The organism is Saccharothrix xinjiangensis (genome assembly GCF_039527585.1).
Taxonomy (GTDB): Bacteria; Actinomycetota; Actinomycetes; order Mycobacteriales; family Pseudonocardiaceae; genus Actinosynnema; species Actinosynnema xinjiangensis.
The window spans coordinates 101,691-117,065 of sequence record NZ_BAAAKE010000013.1 but is presented as its reverse complement, the minus strand read 5'-3'; the positions used below and the strand labels follow the sequence as shown (position 1 = coordinate 117,065).

Here is a 15,375-nt window from a genome sequence, read left to right as displayed (position 1 = left end):
CGGGTCGCGGGCAGGGGCACGCCCTCGCCCGCCGACGGGCCGGCGGTGGCGTGCGGACCGGGTCGCCGTCCTCGGTGGACTCGTCCGCATCGCCGGAGGTCCCACCCGCGGAGGGGGACGGCGGTTGTCACCTGCCGACGAGTCCCGACCGCCTGGTGGCGGGCCGGTCGCCGTGGTGCCTGCCGAGCCGCACGACGGGGAGCAGACCACCCGCGTACTGGTCCCGGATGGCCCGCTTGTCGTACTTGCCCACCGAGGTCTTGGGCACCGTCGGCAGGACCGCCCAGCGCTCGGGCACCATCCAGGCGTCGATGCGCTCGGCCAGGAAGTCGCGCAGTTCCGCCAGGTCCGTGCCGTCGTGGCGCAAGGACACGGTGGCCAGCGGGCGCTCGCCCCAGCGGTCGTCGGGCACCGCCACGACGGCGGCGTCGATCACCGCGGAGTGCTCCATCAGCGTGTTCTCCAGCTGTACGCTGGAGATGAACTCGCCGCCGGACTTGATGACGTCCTTCACCCGGTCGGTCAACCTGAGGAAGCCGTTCCCGGTGATCGACCCGACGTCGCCGGTCCTCAGCCAGCCGTCCGCGGCGAAGTTCTCCGCCGGCCGTTCCAGGGGAACCCCGTCGACCCCGCGGTAGGCGGACGTCACGTCGGGGCCGCGCAGCTGGAGCTCTCCGGTGGCCACGCCGTCGTGGGGCACCGGGGCGCCGTCCTGGCCGACGAGCCGGAACTCCACCGAGGGCGGGAACCGACCTTGGCTGACGCGGTAGGACCACTCCTCGTCGGCTCCCGTTCCCCGGGGCGGCACCGCCGCGGTGACCAGTCCCATGGTCTCGGTCATCCCCCAGCCGTGCAGGAGCTGGATGGAGTGCCGGTCCCGGTAGGCGGCCATCAACGCGGGCGGGCAGGCGGATCCGCCCACGAACGCCCGCCTCAGGCTCCCGGTGTCGTACGTGCGGGCGTCGAGTTCCTCCAGGAGGGAGGACCACACGGTGGGGACGGCGGCGCTGAAGGTGGGCCGTCCCTCTTCGATCATGCGGGCCAGCGATGCGGCTCGGGTGAAGTGGTCGGGCAGGATCAGCTCCGCGCCCGTGAAGAAGGCCGCGTGCGGGATGCACCACCCGTTCACGTGGAACATGGGCGCGATCGAGAAGATGGTGTCGCGAGGGCTGATGCCGTAGTGGCTCGGCGCCACCACCTGGAAGCAGTGCAGGTACGTCGAGCGGTGGCTGTAGACCACTCCCTTGGGCTTGCCGGTGGTGCCGGTGGTGTAGCAGATCGTCGCCGCCGCGCGCTCGTCCAGCCGGTCCTCCCACGGGTAGTCGCCGGGGCAGCCGCTGATCAGCTGCTCGTAGTCGTGCACCTCGCCGGTGAACCCGGACAACGCCTCACGGCCCCCGTCACCGGCGACGACGACGTGCCGCACGGTCCCCGACAACCGCGCGAGCACCGGGGCGAGCAACTCCGTCAGGCTCGCGTCCACGACGATCACCTCGTCACCGGCGTGACCGATGGTGTAGGCGAGCTGGTCCGCGTTCATCCGCCAGTTCAGCGTGTGCAGCACGGCGCCCATCGAGGGAACCGCGAGGAAGAGCTCGAGATGGCGGGCGTTGTTCCACATGAAGGTGCCGATGACGCCCTGTTCGCTCTCCGCCCGCGCGCCGGGGCGCACGCCCAGCCGGTCGCGGAGCGCGTGCGCCAGGCGGGCCGCCCGTTCGCCGACTTCCGCGTAACTCCTCCTGTCGAACCCCTTCCCGTTCCACGTGGCCACGGTGGAAGGAGCGTGGACCGTGGCGCCGTGGCGCAGGATGCGGGCGATGGTCAGCGGAGCGTCCGGCATCGTGCTGTGCATGGCGTGCCTCCGGGATTCGATGCCTGCGTCGGGGGCGGCGGTTCCGCGAACGGTGCTGCCCGTTGGCACGAAGCTATTCCCGTGCTCTCCCGGCCTGCAATCCGCGCGCCGGTCTCATGTGGCCGCTCGCCGGGGGAGTCCGGGAGCCGGCGCGGACGGCGCCCACCACTGCTTCCCGGCAGATCAGCGCCGTCGGCGCCGACCCCGTCCGACCCTCCCGGCCGGTGCCGGTGCGCGGAGGAGCGGGGCGCGGTGTGGCCGGCGCTCGGATCACCCCACATGAACCAGGCTTCTCCCCGGCCTCCACATGAGACGAGGGGCGGCTATCGCATTGGCGGTGCGAGAGGGGCGCAGTGGAGTCACTCCTCGCGCCCGCTGCGCGCCGAGCACATCCCGCGCAACGACAACGACTCCCTGACAACGGACCACTGTCGGCGGGCTGCACCCACCACTGCTGCGCTCGTCTCCCCGGGCGGGCACGGCCTCGGGGGTTTCGCGGACGCCCCCCCGGAGCGCGCCCGGACCGCACCGGCTGTGGTCGGGCGGGTTCCGCCGGTCAGGCCGGGATGTCGTGGTCGTGGGGTCCTCGCCACCTGCCGGCCTCGTGGACCGCTCGTGCCGACGTGGTCCACCAATGCCGACAGGGTGGGTGGCCCGGACGTCTCGTCCGGGCCACCCACCCTGTCCTGCGCGCGATTCGGTTGGTCGAGCCCGGTGGCAACCGGAGCTTCGACCGGTCCCGGTCCCCCGCCCTCCGGTCGGTCACCTGCGCCGGTCGAGGAGCCGGTCAGGTGACGGTGATCTTCGCGGCGGGAATGGTCAGGCGGGCGTGCCTGAGATCGGTGTTGACCACGGTCACGTCGGTGAAGGTGAGACTGGGCAACACCAGCGGCGGAGGACGGTCCGGGGTGAAGTCGACGGGGAGGCCCACGAGGCCGAGCACGCTCAGGGTTCCCTTCAACCGCAGGGTGAGCAGCTCGATCGGCTGACCGGTGGCGGTCGAGACGCTCCCGGGTGGCGCGGTGATCCGACCCAGGTGGCCGTCGACCAACTCGCTCACCTGGACCAGGCTGGTGATGTCGATGCGATTGGCGGTGAACCTGAGCACCTCGACCTCCACGCCACCCACCCTCGTGGTGCTCACGCCGTGGTACCGCAGCCCGGTCAGGTGCAGGACGGAGGCCGTCAGCACCCACACCCTTCCGGACGGAACAGCGGTGGTGGCGGCGGAAGCCGAGGGGGAAGCGGCCGGGGCGCCGACCACCGCGCCGACGAGGAGGACCGCCACCCCGGCGAGCCGGGTCCGCGACGGGCCCGACCCACCTTCCTCGTCGCCATCCCGCTCGTCGGCGGTCGGAGGCGCCCAGGAGACGGCCAACGCCCCACCCACGAGTCCCAGCGCGGTGCCCACCAGGAATCCCCCGAGGTTGCTGCTGACCAGCGCGACCAGCGACACGAGGATCGCGGTGACGCCGGCCGCCACCCGGTACTGCGGCCTGCTCCACAACGACACCGCGCAGATCAGGAGCAGGGCGGCGATCAGCAGCGCCGACATCCCGCCCATGGTCCTGATCGAGAGCACCACGTCACCCAGGCGGAACGAGGCGTACGGCGGAAGCCCTATCACAGCGGAGGCGGGCAGGAGGAACATCCCGGCGCCGAAGGGCCGGTGCCGTCGCCAGCCCTGGAACGCCCGCCATCCGGCCTTGACCCGCCCGAGCAGCCCGCTGCTCATCAGGACGGCCGACGGCCGTGGGCGGACTCAGAAGCATTCATTCTGGCCACTCCTCAGCGACAGCGCGAGGTTCTTCAGCCGCAGGGTCTGGGCGTTGGTGCTCCACGCCGTCTGCCGGAGTTGGCCGATCGTCGCGTGATCGGCCTGCAACCCGAACGACCCCGCCCTGCCCTTCGCCGCTTCCGGCCCCTTGGACAACAGGGCGGCGTCGATGCCGATCTGGGTGTCGGTCAGGAGGAGGTCGCCGGTGAGCGAGGCGATGCCGATGATGATGTCCGTGGCTTCCATCCCGCCGGGCCCACCCGAGGCGAGCACCAGGGTGATGTCCCCGACCACGGGGACCTTCGGCAGGAACACCGACTGGCAGAAGTTGTCCAGCGTGGCCTTGCGGAAGGCGCCCACCGCGACGGCGTGGGCCCCATCGGCGCCCTGGTCGACATCGCCGTATTGGACGAAACCTTCGCCCACCAGCCTGTCGGCGCTGATCTTGAACGTGCCACCGGACACCGTGAACGACGCCGCGAGCGCTCCCTGCGACAGTCCCGTGAGCAGCAGTGCCGCTCCGGCCAGCCCCAGTCCGAAGACCCCGGCGAACCGGGCCCACCGCGTTCTTCCCCGTGATTGCGAGCGCTTCATGTCCCTGTCCTTCCTCGGTCGCCCGGTTGTCGGGCGAGGACCGCGTCCGCGGTGCGGGCCGTGACGGCGCCACGGCCCGTCGACCCGGCGAAGTGCCGCTCGCCGGGCCGCCGTTCGGACGGTGGAGATGTGCGGTGCGCCGACCTCGTCGGCCCACCTGTCGAACGGCGGTGTCACCGGTGGCTCACGCCAGCCTCCGGTGGATCGCGCGCCCGGCGACCCGGCCGGTGAAGATGCACCCGCCGAGGAATCCGCCTTCCAGGGCGTGATAGCCGTGCACCCCTCCGCCGCCGAACCCGGCCGTCTCACCGGCCGCGTACAAGCCGTCGACGACGGACCCGTCCGGGCGCACCACCTGCGAGTCGAGGTTGGTCTGCACACCGCCCAAGGTCTTGCGGGTGAACAGGTTCAGCCGGATCCCGTACAGCGGCCCGTGCGCGGGGTCGAGCAGCCGGTGCGGGCGGGCGGTGCGCATCAACCGTTCGACCTTGTACTCGCGCACGTTGCGCACCGACATCAGTTGCAGGTCCTTCGAGTACTCGTTGCGCACCTGGAGGTCGCGCGCCAGGGCCTCGTGCTCCACGCGCCCGAGGTCCAGCGGTGTCCTGGGGGTGAGCGCGTTCATCGCCTCCACGAGCGCGGGGAGCTCCCGGCCGACCACGACGTCCTCACCCCGTTCGAGGAAGTCGCGCACCGGCTTCATCAGGCTCTTCTTCACCCGCAGCAGCAGCAATGCGTGGTTCTTGTCGGTCACGTCGGGGTTCTCGGCGGACCCCGACAGGTCGAACTCCTTGTCCAGCATCGTCCGGGTCATGATGAGCCAGGAGTGGGAGTGGCCGTTCCGCCCCAGGTGTCGCAGCACGTTCCCCGACGTGTGGCCCGGGAACAGCGGCGGCGGCAGCCGCCGCCCCGTCGGATCCAGCCACAGGGCCGAGGGTCCGGGCACGAAGTGCGCCGCGTGGCGGGGCCAGACCGGGCTGTGGTGCCTGAGGCCCTCGGAGTAGTGCCACATGCGGTCCAGGTTGACCACCGAGCCGCCGGCACGCGCGGTGATCTCCAGCATCCGCCCGTCCACGTGCGCCGGCACGCCGACGAGCATCGACTCCGGGAAGGCGCCGAGGCGGCCGGTCGGCCAGTTGGCGCGGACCAGGTCGAGGTTCCCGCCCATGCCGCCCGCAGTGACGAGCACCGCTTGCGCTCGCAGCTCGAACGCGCCGACTTCCCGCCGGGTGGAGGGAGCGCCGCGCGGCGCGTCCGAAGGCGCCAGCAGCGCACCGCGCACACCGACCGCGGTTCCGCCTTCCACCACGATCTCATCGACCCGGTGCCGGTGCTTGAAGGTCACCGACCCGCGAGCGGAGGCTTCCAGCACGGGGTCGCGGAAGACCCGCACGACCTCGGGGCCGCACCCCCAGGCGACGTGCGCCCGGGGCACGGAGTTGCCGGGCCCGGTCGCGATGCCCGCGCCGCGCTCGAACCAGCCGACGTTGGGCATCAGGGTCAGCCCGAGCCCGCGCAGGTAGTCGCGCTTGCCGCCGGCGGCGAAGGCCAGGTACGACTCGGCCCAGGCGCGGGCCCAGTGGTCCTCGCGGTCGCGGTCGAAGCCCGCCGTGCGCAGCCAGTCGGACCGCGCCAGTTCCAGCGAGTCCTTGATGCACAGCCGCTGTTGCTCCGGGCTGTCCACCAGGAACAGGGCGCCCTGCGCCCAGTGCGCCTGCCCGCCGAGGTTGGCTTCGTTCTCCTGCTCCACCACGAGCACCCGCCGTCCGGCCCTGGCCAGCTCGAACGTCGCGACGAGCCCCGCCAGGCCGGCGCCCACGACGATGACGTCCGCCTCGTCGCTCATGACAGCCACTCCCCCCGGACCTGGTCGTCGCCCACGTCGGCGAGGAACCGCCGGACCGCCCGCACCAGCTCCTCAGGAGCCTCCGACGGCAGGAAGTGGCTGGCCCACGGGACCAGCGCCAGCCGTCCGCGGCCCAGTCTCCGACGGGCCGCGACGCCCTGCCAGAAGGGCAGCTGCCGATCCTGCATGCCCCAGGCGACCAGGGTCGGCATCGGCAAGTCGCCCAACCGGCCCAGCACGGGGTCGCGCTGCCCGAAGAACCCGACCGCGGCGCGTTGCGAGCGCAGGCTCGTCTCCAGCGCCACCGGCGTGGAGAGCACCCGTGCCTGGCTCGACCACCAGGCCGGGTGAATCCGCCATGGCCGGCACGACCCGAACAGCGCCACCGCTGCGGTGTGCAACCAGGGGCCCCGCGGCAGCACCGGGACCAGCCACACCGTCAGATCCCCCAAGGGGGTGACGGACTGGAGGATCGCGAGCGGGTTGATGGCGCGTCCCAGGCCGGCGGAGCCGACCAGGACCAGTGCCGGCACCCGACTCGGCTGGTCCAGGGCGGCGTGGATCGCCACCGCTCCTCCCAGCGAGTGCCCGATGAGCACGGGTCGCCCCAAGCCGAGGGCGCGGACGAATCGCCACACGAACGCCGCGAACGCCGGGGCGGAGGCGTCGGCGATCGGCTCGGTGTAGCCGTAACCCGGCAGGTCGACTGCGACGACCCGGTACCGGTCCGCCAGACCTCGGATGACGTCGTACCACTCCTCGGCCACGGAGCCCTCGCCCGGGATCAACAGGACGGGAGGACCGGTGCCGGCCTCCAGGTAGCGGCTGGCCGTGCCGTCCACGTCGATCCAGTGCTCCTCGATCTCCAGCGTTCGCTCGGCGGTGGAGGCGGTCATGGGGTTCTCCTTGCTCGAAGTGCGGACGCTGCGGACCGGGTGGTGGCGGCGTCGCTCACGGCACCCACTTCGCCTTGTCGGGGCGGTTGGCGATCATGCGGAGGAACGCCGGCGGCACGTCGTCCTTGAGGAGGAACGCCTCGATGAGGACGAGCCGGTCCGTGGTGGAGGCGGCTCGGGCGAGCGCCTTGTCCACCTCGGCCGGGGTGCGGGCGGACAGCACGAGCGGGTCCGGCACGCCGAGTGCGGACGGCATCCCGGACCAGCGCCAGCGGACCACTTCGTTGTAGACGGCCCGCCTTCCGTTGGTGGTCCGCTCGACCGTGTAACCGCGGTTGTTCACCAGGAGCACGATCGGGTTGAGCCGGTGGCGGCCGATCACGCCGAGCTCCGGTGCGGTGAGCTGGGCCGCTCCGTCGCCGATGAGCAGGAACCCGCGCCGGGACGGGTCGGCGAGCTGCCCGCCGAGCAGGGCGGGGACGGAGTAGCCGATCGAGGACCACAGCGGTTGCGAGACGAAGCGGGCGCCACTGGGGAAACGCTGTTCCGCCGCGCCGAAGAGCGCCGTGCCGCTGTCCGCGTAGACGCTGTGGTCGACCCGCAGGATCTCGCCCACGGCTTTCCAGAGGTGGGACTGGGTCAGCGGGACCCAGCGCCCGCACAACGTCCGGGTGAGAGCTGTGGCGGAGTTCTTCACCGTCGTCAAGAGGTTCGTCGTCGACGGGCTTTCCGAGGGCTGCGTGGCGGCGGACGGGTGGGCGGAGGCTCGACGGCGCTCCCCGATCAACTCGGTCAGCGCCGTCAGCGCAGCCGCCAGCGGCACGCCGGGGAAGGCGACGCCGTTCACCCGGGCGGTCGTCGGTCCCAGGTCGATGCTCTCACCCGGGTCGAATTCGTGCGTGAACTTGCCGGTGATGTGATCGGTGAGGAGCACACCGGCCATGATCAGCGGGTCCGCGCGGTCGATGGCGGCGCGGACGTCCGCCTTGCTCATGGCGCCCGAGTACAGCCCGAGGAAGCCGGGGGCGTGCTCGTCCACCACGGTCTTGCCGGCCAACGTCGTCGCGTGCGGGAGCGGACCGGACGCCAGCAGCGCGGCCAGCTCCGACCGGGCGTCGAACCGGTCCACCAGGAAGTCCGCCAGCACGGCGACCTCGTCCGCCCCGGCGAGCCGCGCCCGAGCCGCGGCGCGGAACGCGTCGAGGCTGTCGGGGTCCGCCACCTTCAGGTCCGGCGGTTCCAGGGGCGGGAGCGGCGACGCGGGACCGAGGGCGACGTCGCGCGGCACCCGCAGGTACCCGGGTCGGCGCTCCCGCAGGCAGGCCGTCACCACGCGGTCGACCTCGGCCTGGGCATTCTCGGGTCGCAGCACGGCGTCCGCGCACACCACCTGCCGGTGCGCTCGGGCGAACCGGTCGAGATCACCGTCCCCCATCGTGTGGTGGACCGCGCTGCCCGCCCGCTCGGTGGCCGTGGTCGGTCCGATCGCGATGTGGAGCACCGGGACGCGCTCGGCGTAGCTGCCCGCCACGCCGTTGATCGCGTTCAGCTCGCCCACCCCGAAGGTGGTCAGCAGCGCGCCGAAGCCGTTGACACGCCCGTAGCCGTCGGCGGCGTACGCGGCGCCCAGCTCGTTCGTCGTCCCGACCCACTCCACCCCGGGGTGTGCCACCACGCGATCGAGCACCTCCAGGTTGTAGTCCCCCGGCATGCCGAACAGGTGCCGCACCCCCAAGGCGCTCAGGCGGTCCAGGACGTGGTCGATCACCGTGGCGCTCGTTTCCGCTCGCCTGGTTGTCATGTGCTTCCTTCTCTCGGCGTGGGAACCGGCGTCGCACCGGTGTTCCGCCGGGGCGCCGTGCGCCCGGCTCGTCGGCTCGTGCGGACCGCGCGCCGGGGCGCGCCGGTGGAGCGTGCGCGCCCCGGCCGCGCGGTGGGGGGTGGTGGGGGAGGCGCCGGGGTGAACGCGTCGGCCGGGCCGGCGCCCACCGCGGTCACCTCGTCCCCGGTGTCCTGGACGGTGGAGCCGTGCCCCCTGCCGCGTGCGGTGGCGAGCGGCTCGGCGGGTGTGTTGCTGTGCATGGAGGTCCTCCAGGCCGATGCCGCTTCGGGGTGGCCGGATCCCGGATGTCCGGTTCCGCACCACCGACCGTATGCAACGATGCGACGCGCGTCGTCCGCCGGCGCTGTCTCGTGTGGTCGGTTGGTTCGCCACGCCTCACGCGCTCGTCGCCGCCGCCCACCCGGGCGCCTGCGGTTCGGGCCTGCGCCCGGAACCCCCGCGACGAAGCGGCCGGTGGCGGTCGGCGACGGTTTCGCCACGTCAGCCACCATCCACGTGAGACAGCACCCGGTTGACGCCCGCGGCGTCGCGATCGGGGCGCGGACCCGGCCGCGAGCCACCCCACTGCGCCTTTCACCCCTCCCCCAACACCCGGTGAAGCCGCGACCCCGCCGACACGCCTGTCGACGCGCACCGCGCGGTCCTACGTTGTGCACCAGTAGTGGCTGCCACAGGCTCGCAGCCACCCGCGCCCTCTGCCGCGGCGCTCGGACGGTGCCAGGGCTCCCACTGCCACCACAGCGACGTTCGATGGAACGGCCGATCCGGTGAGGAGCACGACCAGTGGAATCGAACGATCGCGAGACGCACGACCTGGGCGGGTCCGAACGCCCGAGGGCACGACCGGGCGTCGGAGCGGGGCGGTGGTACCGCGACCTGCTGACGGCGATCGAGGCCGGGCCGGGCTCCGATGACGGACGGTTCCGCGACCCCGCCTGGAGCTCTCCCGGCTACCGCTCCGTGCTCCGGGGATACCTGGTGTGGCGCCGACTGGTGCTGGCGAGCGCCGAGGCCCCGTTCGTGCCGGAGCGGCGCCGGCAGCAGGCGCGGTTCGTGGCGGAGGTCGTCGCCGAGGCGTCGGCTCCCCCCAACACCCTCATCGGCAATCCCGCGGCACTCCGCCGCGCTGTGGCCACCCGTGGCGCGAGCGTGGTCCGCGGCACGGGCAACTTCCTCGACGACGTGCTGCGCCGCCGGGGCCGCCCGGCCAAGGCGTCCCCGGGCGCTCATCACCTGGGCGTGGACCTGGCCGCCACCCCCGGCCGGGTCGTGCACCGCGACGACTTGATGGAAGTGCTCCAGTACGAGCCGCGAACCACGGAGGTTCACCGGGTCCCCCTGCTGCTCATCCCCGCGTGGGTGAACAAGTACTACATCTTCGACCTGGCCCCGGGCCGCAGCCTCGTCGAGTGGGCGGTCCGGGAAGGGTTCACGGTGTTCGCCGTCAGCCAGCGCAGCCCCCTGCCCCACCACGAGGCGATGGGGTTGGACGAGTACTTCCGACGGGTGCCGCTACGCGCGCTGGACGTGGCGCGGGAGATCACCGGGGCCGCGGAAGCCCACCTGGTCGGGGTGTGCGCGGGCGGGGTGCTCGCCGCGTCCCTCGCCGCCCGGCTCAAGGCGACCGGCGAGACGGGTGCGGCGTCGCTGACGCTGCTGATGTCCGCCCTCGACCACCCCTCGCCCGGCGAAGGCGACGACCAGTGGTCGGAGCTGGAGATCCGGCTGTTGACCCGTGCTTTGTCCAAACGGGACGGCATGGTCGACGCCGGCCGGATCAGCCTGCTCTTCGACCTGCTGCGCTCGCGGGACACGCTGTGGCAGCCGTCGATCTCAGGTTGGCTGCTGGGGGAGAGGCCGGAGCCCTTCGACATCTGGGCGTGGAGCGAGGACGGGGTGGACGTGCCCCGCCTCCTGTTCGAGCAGACGCTGCGGTTGACGACCGACAACGCGCTGGCCCGCGGTCGGCTGCGGATCGGGGGCGGGCCGGTGGAACTCGCCGCCGCCACCCAGGACACCTTCGTGGTCGCCGGTGTCCGGGACCACATCGTCCCCTGGCAGACGGTGTACGGCAGCGCGCGGTTGCTCGGCGGCGACGTCGCGTTCCACCTGGTGCCCTCCGGGCATGTCGGCGGCATCATCAGCCCGCCGCGGCCCAAAGCCGCCTACCGCACGGGACCGAGCCCCCTGCCGGTCGACCCCTCGGAGTGGTCGGCGGGTTCGGTGTCGCACCAGGAGTCCTGGTGGCAGGCGTGGACCCGCTGGCTCGCGCCCCGTTCCGGACCGCGGGTGCCCGCCACTGCCGTGGGGAGCGACCGGCACCCCGCCGGCGACCCCGCGCCAGGTCACCACGTACGGGCGCGTTGACGCCCATTCCCCTGTGCCGCGGGAGGCGCGCTGGGCGCCGCTGCGGCGTCGACTCCCACCGCGGAGGTGGGTCCGCTGCGCCGCCGACCGGACCGCCCACCGGCGCAGCACGACTGCGGTCGGGGAGCGGGCGCACGGGGTCGCGAACCACCCGTTGCCGAGGAGGCTCGGCCTGCCCTCGCCGTGCGGAGGGAGGTTCCGCGGGCACGGGCCTCCTCCGTCGCGCCCCCGGTCATCTGCCACAACGACACCAAGGAGTCGACTCATGATCCTCGACCGGTTTCGCCTGGACGGCAAGGTCGCGGTGGTGACGGGCGCCGGCCGCGGCATCGGCGCGGCGATCGCCGTCGCGCTCGCCGAAGCGGGAGCGGATGTCGTGCTCGCCGCGCGCACGCGGTCACAGCTGCTCTCGGTGGCGGAGGAGGTGCGGCGCAGGGGTCGTCGGGCGCATGTCGTGGAAAGCGACCTGTCCGACCCGGCTGCGGGAGCGGCGTTGGCCGGTATCGCCGTGGCCGAGTTCGACCGGCTCGACGTGGTGGTCAACAACGTCGGCGGTGGCCGGCCCGGTCCACTGGGGCGCAGTTCGACGGATGTCCTCGAAAGGGCCTTCCGCTTCAACGTGTCCACCGCCGACGCGCTGACGCGGGCCGGGGCTGAAGTGATGCTGCGCGGCGACGGCGGCGCGATCGTCAACATCTCGTCCGCGATCGGCCGCGTCGCCGGTCGCGGGTTCCTCGCCTACGGAACGGCCAAGGCGGCGTTGACGCACTACACCCGGCTCTCCGCCGCGGACCTGGCACCCAGGATCCGGGTCAACGCCGTGGCGCCGGGGACCGTGTTCACGTCGGCGTTGCGGAAGTTGGTCGGTGAGGAGGCGATGCGCGAGCGGGTCGAGGCGTCGACGCCGCTGCGGCGCATCGGCGATCCGCAGGACGTCGCGGCCGCGGTCCTCTACCTCGCCACGGACGCGAGCGCGTACCTGACCGGGAAGGTGATCGAGGTCGACGGCGGGCTGCACGCGCCCAACATCGACCTGGGCCTCCCCGACCTGTGAGCGCTCCCCCGCGAGGCCGGGCGGATCTCCTCGTCCCGACGTCCTCGTGGCAGCACGCCCGCATCCACGACGACCAGCTCGTCGCCGGCGTACCGGACGGTGCGTCCCGGCCGCGTCGTCCCCGCACCGGAGCGCTCGCTCCCAGCGGACGGGCTCGCGCCCGGCAACCGCGTCCGGTCCGCGGTGGTGACGACGTCCCCGTACACCAGGAGGAGCAGCATGAGTTCGTTCAGCGTCAGCGCGCCGACCGCCGTCCTCGGTTCGGCCGGCTTCGAGCACGAGCAAGTCATCCTGTGCCAGGACCGGGCATCGGGGTTGAAGGCCGTCATCGCCCTCCACTCGACCGCGCTCGGCCCGGCACTGGGAGGAACCCGCTTCCGCGCGTACGGGAGCGACGAGGAGGCCATCGCGGACGTGTTGGCCCTGTCGCGCGGCATGTCCTACAAGAACGCGGTCGCCGGCCTCGACTTCGGTGGCGGCAAGGCCGTCATCATCGGTGACCCGCTCCGGGTCAAGTCCGAGGAACTGCTGCTGGCCTTCGGCCGGTTCGTCGCCTCCCTCGGCGGCGCGTACGTGACGGGCTCCGACCTCGGCACCACCACGTCGGACATGGGCGTCGTGGCCCGGGTGTGCCGGTGGACAGCCGGCTCGTCGCGCGAGGGCGACGGTGTCGGGGAGACGGCGATCCACACCGCTCGCGGCGTGCTCAACGGCATGAAGGCCGGCGCTCACCACCGCTGGGGCACCTCGTCGCTGCGCGGTCGGGCGGTCGGCGTCGCGGGACTGGGCAAGGTCGGGCGCCCGTTGGTGGAACTCCTCGTCCGCGAAGGCGCGACGGTGGTGGTGACCGACGTGCTGGAGGAGGCGGTGGCCCGGGTCACCCGAGGACTTCGCGAGGTCGCCGTCGTCGACGACACCGACACCCTGGTCCGGACCCCCGGGTTGGACGTCTACGCCCCCTGCGCGCTGGGCGCGACGCTGAACGACGACGTCGCGCCTGTGATCACCGCCGAGGTCGTGTGCGGAGCCGCCAACAACCAGCTCGCCCACCCGCGCGTGGAGCGGCTGCTGGCCGATCGCGGTGTCCTCTACCTGCCCGACTACGTCGTCAACGCGGGTGGGGTGATCCAGGCCGTCGGTCAACTGCGCGGGCACTCGGCTCTTGAGACCTCGCTGAAGGTGGAGGAGATCTTCGACACCACGCTCGCGGTGCTGACCCGAGCGGCCTCCACGGGCGTCCTGCCCGGCGAAGCCGCCGACGGCATCGCCGAACAACGCATCACCGCCGCGGCGGGCAGGAGGCGATCGGGCGCGAAGCCCTGAACCCCGTGTCCCCCGGTGGCGGGATCGTCCCCGGACCGGGATTCCGACCGCGGGAACCGAGGCCCGGTGGTCGTCGGCGCCGACAGCGGGGAACGCCGCTCGCGGCGGGTGGACCGGTGGGCCGGGTCGGACCCGGACCAGCGGGTACCCGGTGCCGGCCCCGCCGCCGGAGCGGTTCCGGCCGCCCCGCGAGCTGCGTCGGGTGCGGTCCGGCGAGACCGCGCGGGCCTTGGTGCTCCGGCCGTAGTGCGTGATCAGTGGCTGATGGCCCCTCAGACCGGCCCGGGCGCGACATCGTGCAGGACGAAGGTGGCGAACCCGAGCTCACGCCGCAAGCCGCCGAGCCAGGTGTCACGGTGCTCGCGGGCGGCGGTGAGCGCCTGGTCGCGGTCCTCGGCGGTCGGGGCCGACCGCACGGCCCAGTCGACGAGCGAGCCGGTCCAGCTGAACTCGTAGTCGTCCCACCGGTCAGTGTGCTGACATGCCCGAAGGACGGCTCGAGGCCGTGCCGGTGGAAGGCCTGCACCAGGCCGGCGAGGTCGGGGACGGAGTCGGCCGGGAGTCCGAGCGCGGCCGTCGCCGCCGCGGACGGGGTCCCTTCCCAGGTCATCTCGCCGATCAGCGCCTGACCGCCGGGGCGCAGGTGCCGCCGGACGGCGACCAGCATGTCCTCCAACCCGCCGAAGGCGTGCCGGGCGCCGACGCAGAGCACCACGTCGAAGAGCCCGTCGTTCCAGGTGGCGGCGTCGGTCTCGATCCAGCGCACCCGGTCCGTCAGGCCGCGCTCGCCGGTGCGCCGGGCGGCCGAGGCCGGCAGCACGTGGTCGACCCCGACGCCTGTCGTCGCGGGATGGTCCAGCAGCACCTGTTGCAGCCACTCGCCCTCACCGCAGCCCAGGTCGACCGCGCGGGCGCCGACGGCGGGGCTCAACCACCCGACCAACTCGCGCAACCGGTCGGGCGCGACCGGGGCCGCGATGGGATGGCGCAGGTGCGCGATGTCGAAGATCTCCGATCGGTCCACCGAGCTGACACTAGTGCTCCAGCCGTTGTGCGTGATCCGCGGCTGATGGCGGCTGCTCGCCGTCGGCAGTGGCCGGCCTGGGCACGGGCTTGGCGCCGACGACGCCACCGGGTCCCCGCGACGGAGACGAGTTCGTCGTCGGGTGTGCCGGTGGGGCCGAAGCACGGGTGGACAGGAGGCGGTGTCGACTGCCCGGGTTGTCGGGGCGGTCTGGTAGAGAGTGGGGCATGTTCCGCGACTTCAACTTCAAGCTGCTGGTGATCGACAAGCTCATGTACCAGGACAAGGTGATCCAGCCACCTTTCCGGATCGCCGACGTCCTCCACGCCAAGGGCGCCACCGGCGACCTGTGGAAGTACCTGTACGAACAGGACCTGCTGTACACCGTCCTCGAGGAAGCCCGCCGGCACTTCACCGACTTGGCGATCACCCCCGACCAACTGGCCGCGGTGGAGGAACTGACCACCGACGGCGGCTTGGAGATCTACCACCAGTGCTCGCCGTTCTGGGACGGGGAGGACGACCTCTTCGACGTCACCTCACTGGACGACCTCGCCCTGCTGCCCAACCTCCGCGTGATCCACGGCGGCGACGAGGCCATGATGGCCGCCCCCGGCGCCGAGGACATCCTCAAGGCCCGCGGGATCGCCGTGGGGTGAGCAGCTTCCAGCCGGCACCTCGCGAAGGTGGCGATGGCGAAACCCGTCCCGAGCACGGCTGACGCGGAGTCGCTGGTGCTTCGGACATCGGGTAGCCGCTTCAACGGTGCGCTGACCGTATTGCCCCGTTCACCCTTAGG

At 72.6% G+C, this 15,375-nt stretch carries 11 protein-coding genes and 1 pseudogene; 4 read left to right on the top strand and 8 right to left on the bottom strand.

Annotated elements, in window-relative coordinates:
* Positions 1–127: 127 nt before the first annotated feature.
* The 6 genes from ABD223_RS24735 to ABD223_RS24710 form a co-directional block, all read right to left on the bottom strand.
* Entirely contained in the window at positions 128–1,852 is a 1,725-nt protein-coding gene (locus ABD223_RS24735; RefSeq protein WP_344038856.1) for a long-chain-fatty-acid--CoA ligase, read from the bottom strand.
* Between the two features lie 787 nt (positions 1,853–2,639).
* Positions 2,640–3,587 (bottom strand): DUF6114 domain-containing protein, encoded by a 948-nt coding sequence (locus ABD223_RS24730; protein ID WP_344038855.1) that lies wholly within the window; start codon positions 3,585–3,587, stop codon positions 2,640–2,642.
* A 27-nt stretch (positions 3,588–3,614) separates the two neighbouring features.
* Complete coding sequence (locus ABD223_RS24725; RefSeq protein ID WP_344038854.1) at positions 3,615–4,223, bottom strand: DUF6230 family protein; 609 nt, start codon at positions 4,221–4,223, stop codon at positions 3,615–3,617.
* Positions 4,224–4,407: 184 nt separating this feature from the next.
* A complete protein-coding gene (locus ABD223_RS24720; RefSeq protein ID WP_344038852.1) occupies positions 4,408–6,069 on the bottom strand; it encodes an FAD-binding dehydrogenase in 1,662 nt (553 codons plus the stop codon).
* Complete coding sequence (locus ABD223_RS24715) at positions 6,066–6,965, bottom strand: alpha/beta fold hydrolase (RefSeq protein ID WP_344038851.1); 900 nt, start codon at positions 6,963–6,965, stop codon at positions 6,066–6,068. The genes ABD223_RS24720 and ABD223_RS24715 overlap by 4 nt, the downstream gene beginning before the upstream one ends.
* A 55-nt stretch (positions 6,966–7,020) precedes the next feature.
* Positions 7,021–8,766, bottom strand: a complete 1,746-nt coding sequence (locus tag ABD223_RS24710; RefSeq protein ID WP_344038850.1) for an alpha-keto acid decarboxylase family protein — start codon at positions 8,764–8,766, stop codon at positions 7,021–7,023.
* Between the two features lie 825 nt (positions 8,767–9,591).
* Between ABD223_RS24710 and ABD223_RS24705 the strand changes: the two genes are divergently transcribed.
* From ABD223_RS24705 to ABD223_RS24695, 3 genes are all read left to right on the top strand, one after another.
* Positions 9,592–11,175 (top strand): PHA/PHB synthase family protein, encoded by a 1,584-nt coding sequence (locus tag ABD223_RS24705; protein ID WP_344038848.1) that lies wholly within the window; start codon positions 9,592–9,594, stop codon positions 11,173–11,175.
* Between the two features lie 265 nt (positions 11,176–11,440).
* Positions 11,441–12,229 carry an SDR family oxidoreductase gene (locus ABD223_RS24700; protein ID WP_344038847.1) on the top strand — a complete coding sequence of 263 codons (789 nt, stop codon included), beginning with the start codon at positions 11,441–11,443 and terminating at the stop codon, positions 12,227–12,229.
* A gap of 219 nt (positions 12,230–12,448) precedes the next feature.
* The gene (locus ABD223_RS24695) at positions 12,449–13,552 is read left to right on the top strand and encodes a Leu/Phe/Val dehydrogenase (protein ID WP_344038846.1); all 1,104 of its coding nucleotides are present in this window, start codon (positions 12,449–12,451) and stop codon (positions 13,550–13,552) included.
* Positions 13,553–13,824: 272 nt separating this feature from the next.
* Here the strand turns inward: ABD223_RS24695 and ABD223_RS24690 are convergent, their stop codons facing one another.
* Together ABD223_RS24690 and ABD223_RS43640 are read right to left on the bottom strand one after the other, a co-directional pair.
* Complete coding sequence (locus ABD223_RS24690; RefSeq protein WP_344038845.1) at positions 13,825–13,968, bottom strand: hypothetical protein; 144 nt, start codon at positions 13,966–13,968, stop codon at positions 13,825–13,827.
* Between the two features lie 248 nt (positions 13,969–14,216).
* Positions 14,217–14,576, bottom strand: a pseudogene (locus tag ABD223_RS43640) (SAM-dependent methyltransferase); the annotation flags it as partial.
* 227 nt (positions 14,577–14,803) lie between these two features.
* Between ABD223_RS43640 and ABD223_RS24680 the strand changes: the two are divergent.
* The gene (locus ABD223_RS24680) at positions 14,804–15,235 is read left to right on the top strand and encodes a DUF6892 domain-containing protein (protein ID WP_344038843.1); all 432 of its coding nucleotides are present in this window, start codon (positions 14,804–14,806) and stop codon (positions 15,233–15,235) included.
* Positions 15,236–15,375 lie beyond the last annotated feature (140 nt).

What these genes read in the sequence shown, in the direction of transcription:
- ABD223_RS24735 (WP_344038856.1), bottom strand. Translation starts at nt 1,852, where the DNA reads ATGCACAGCACGATGCCGGACGCTCCGCTGACCATCGCCCGCATCCTG.
- ABD223_RS24730 (WP_344038855.1), bottom strand. Translation starts at nt 3,587, where the DNA reads ATGAGCAGCGGGCTGCTCGGGCGGGTCAAGGCCGGATGGCGGGCGTTC.
- ABD223_RS24725 (WP_344038854.1), bottom strand. Translation starts at nt 4,223, where the DNA reads ATGAAGCGCTCGCAATCACGGGGAAGAACGCGGTGGGCCCGGTTCGCC.
- ABD223_RS24720 (WP_344038852.1), bottom strand. Translation starts at nt 6,069, where the DNA reads ATGAGCGACGAGGCGGACGTCATCGTCGTGGGCGCCGGCCTGGCGGGG.
- ABD223_RS24715 (WP_344038851.1), bottom strand. Translation starts at nt 6,965, where the DNA reads ATGACCGCCTCCACCGCCGAGCGAACGCTGGAGATCGAGGAGCACTGG.
- ABD223_RS24710 (WP_344038850.1), bottom strand. Translation starts at nt 8,766, where the DNA reads ATGACAACCAGGCGAGCGGAAACGAGCGCCACGGTGATCGACCACGTC.
- ABD223_RS24700 (WP_344038847.1), top strand. Translation starts at nt 11,441, where the DNA reads ATGATCCTCGACCGGTTTCGCCTGGACGGCAAGGTCGCGGTGGTGACG.
- ABD223_RS24695 (WP_344038846.1), top strand. Translation starts at nt 12,449, where the DNA reads ATGAGTTCGTTCAGCGTCAGCGCGCCGACCGCCGTCCTCGGTTCGGCC.
- ABD223_RS24680 (WP_344038843.1), top strand. Translation starts at nt 14,804, where the DNA reads ATGTTCCGCGACTTCAACTTCAAGCTGCTGGTGATCGACAAGCTCATG.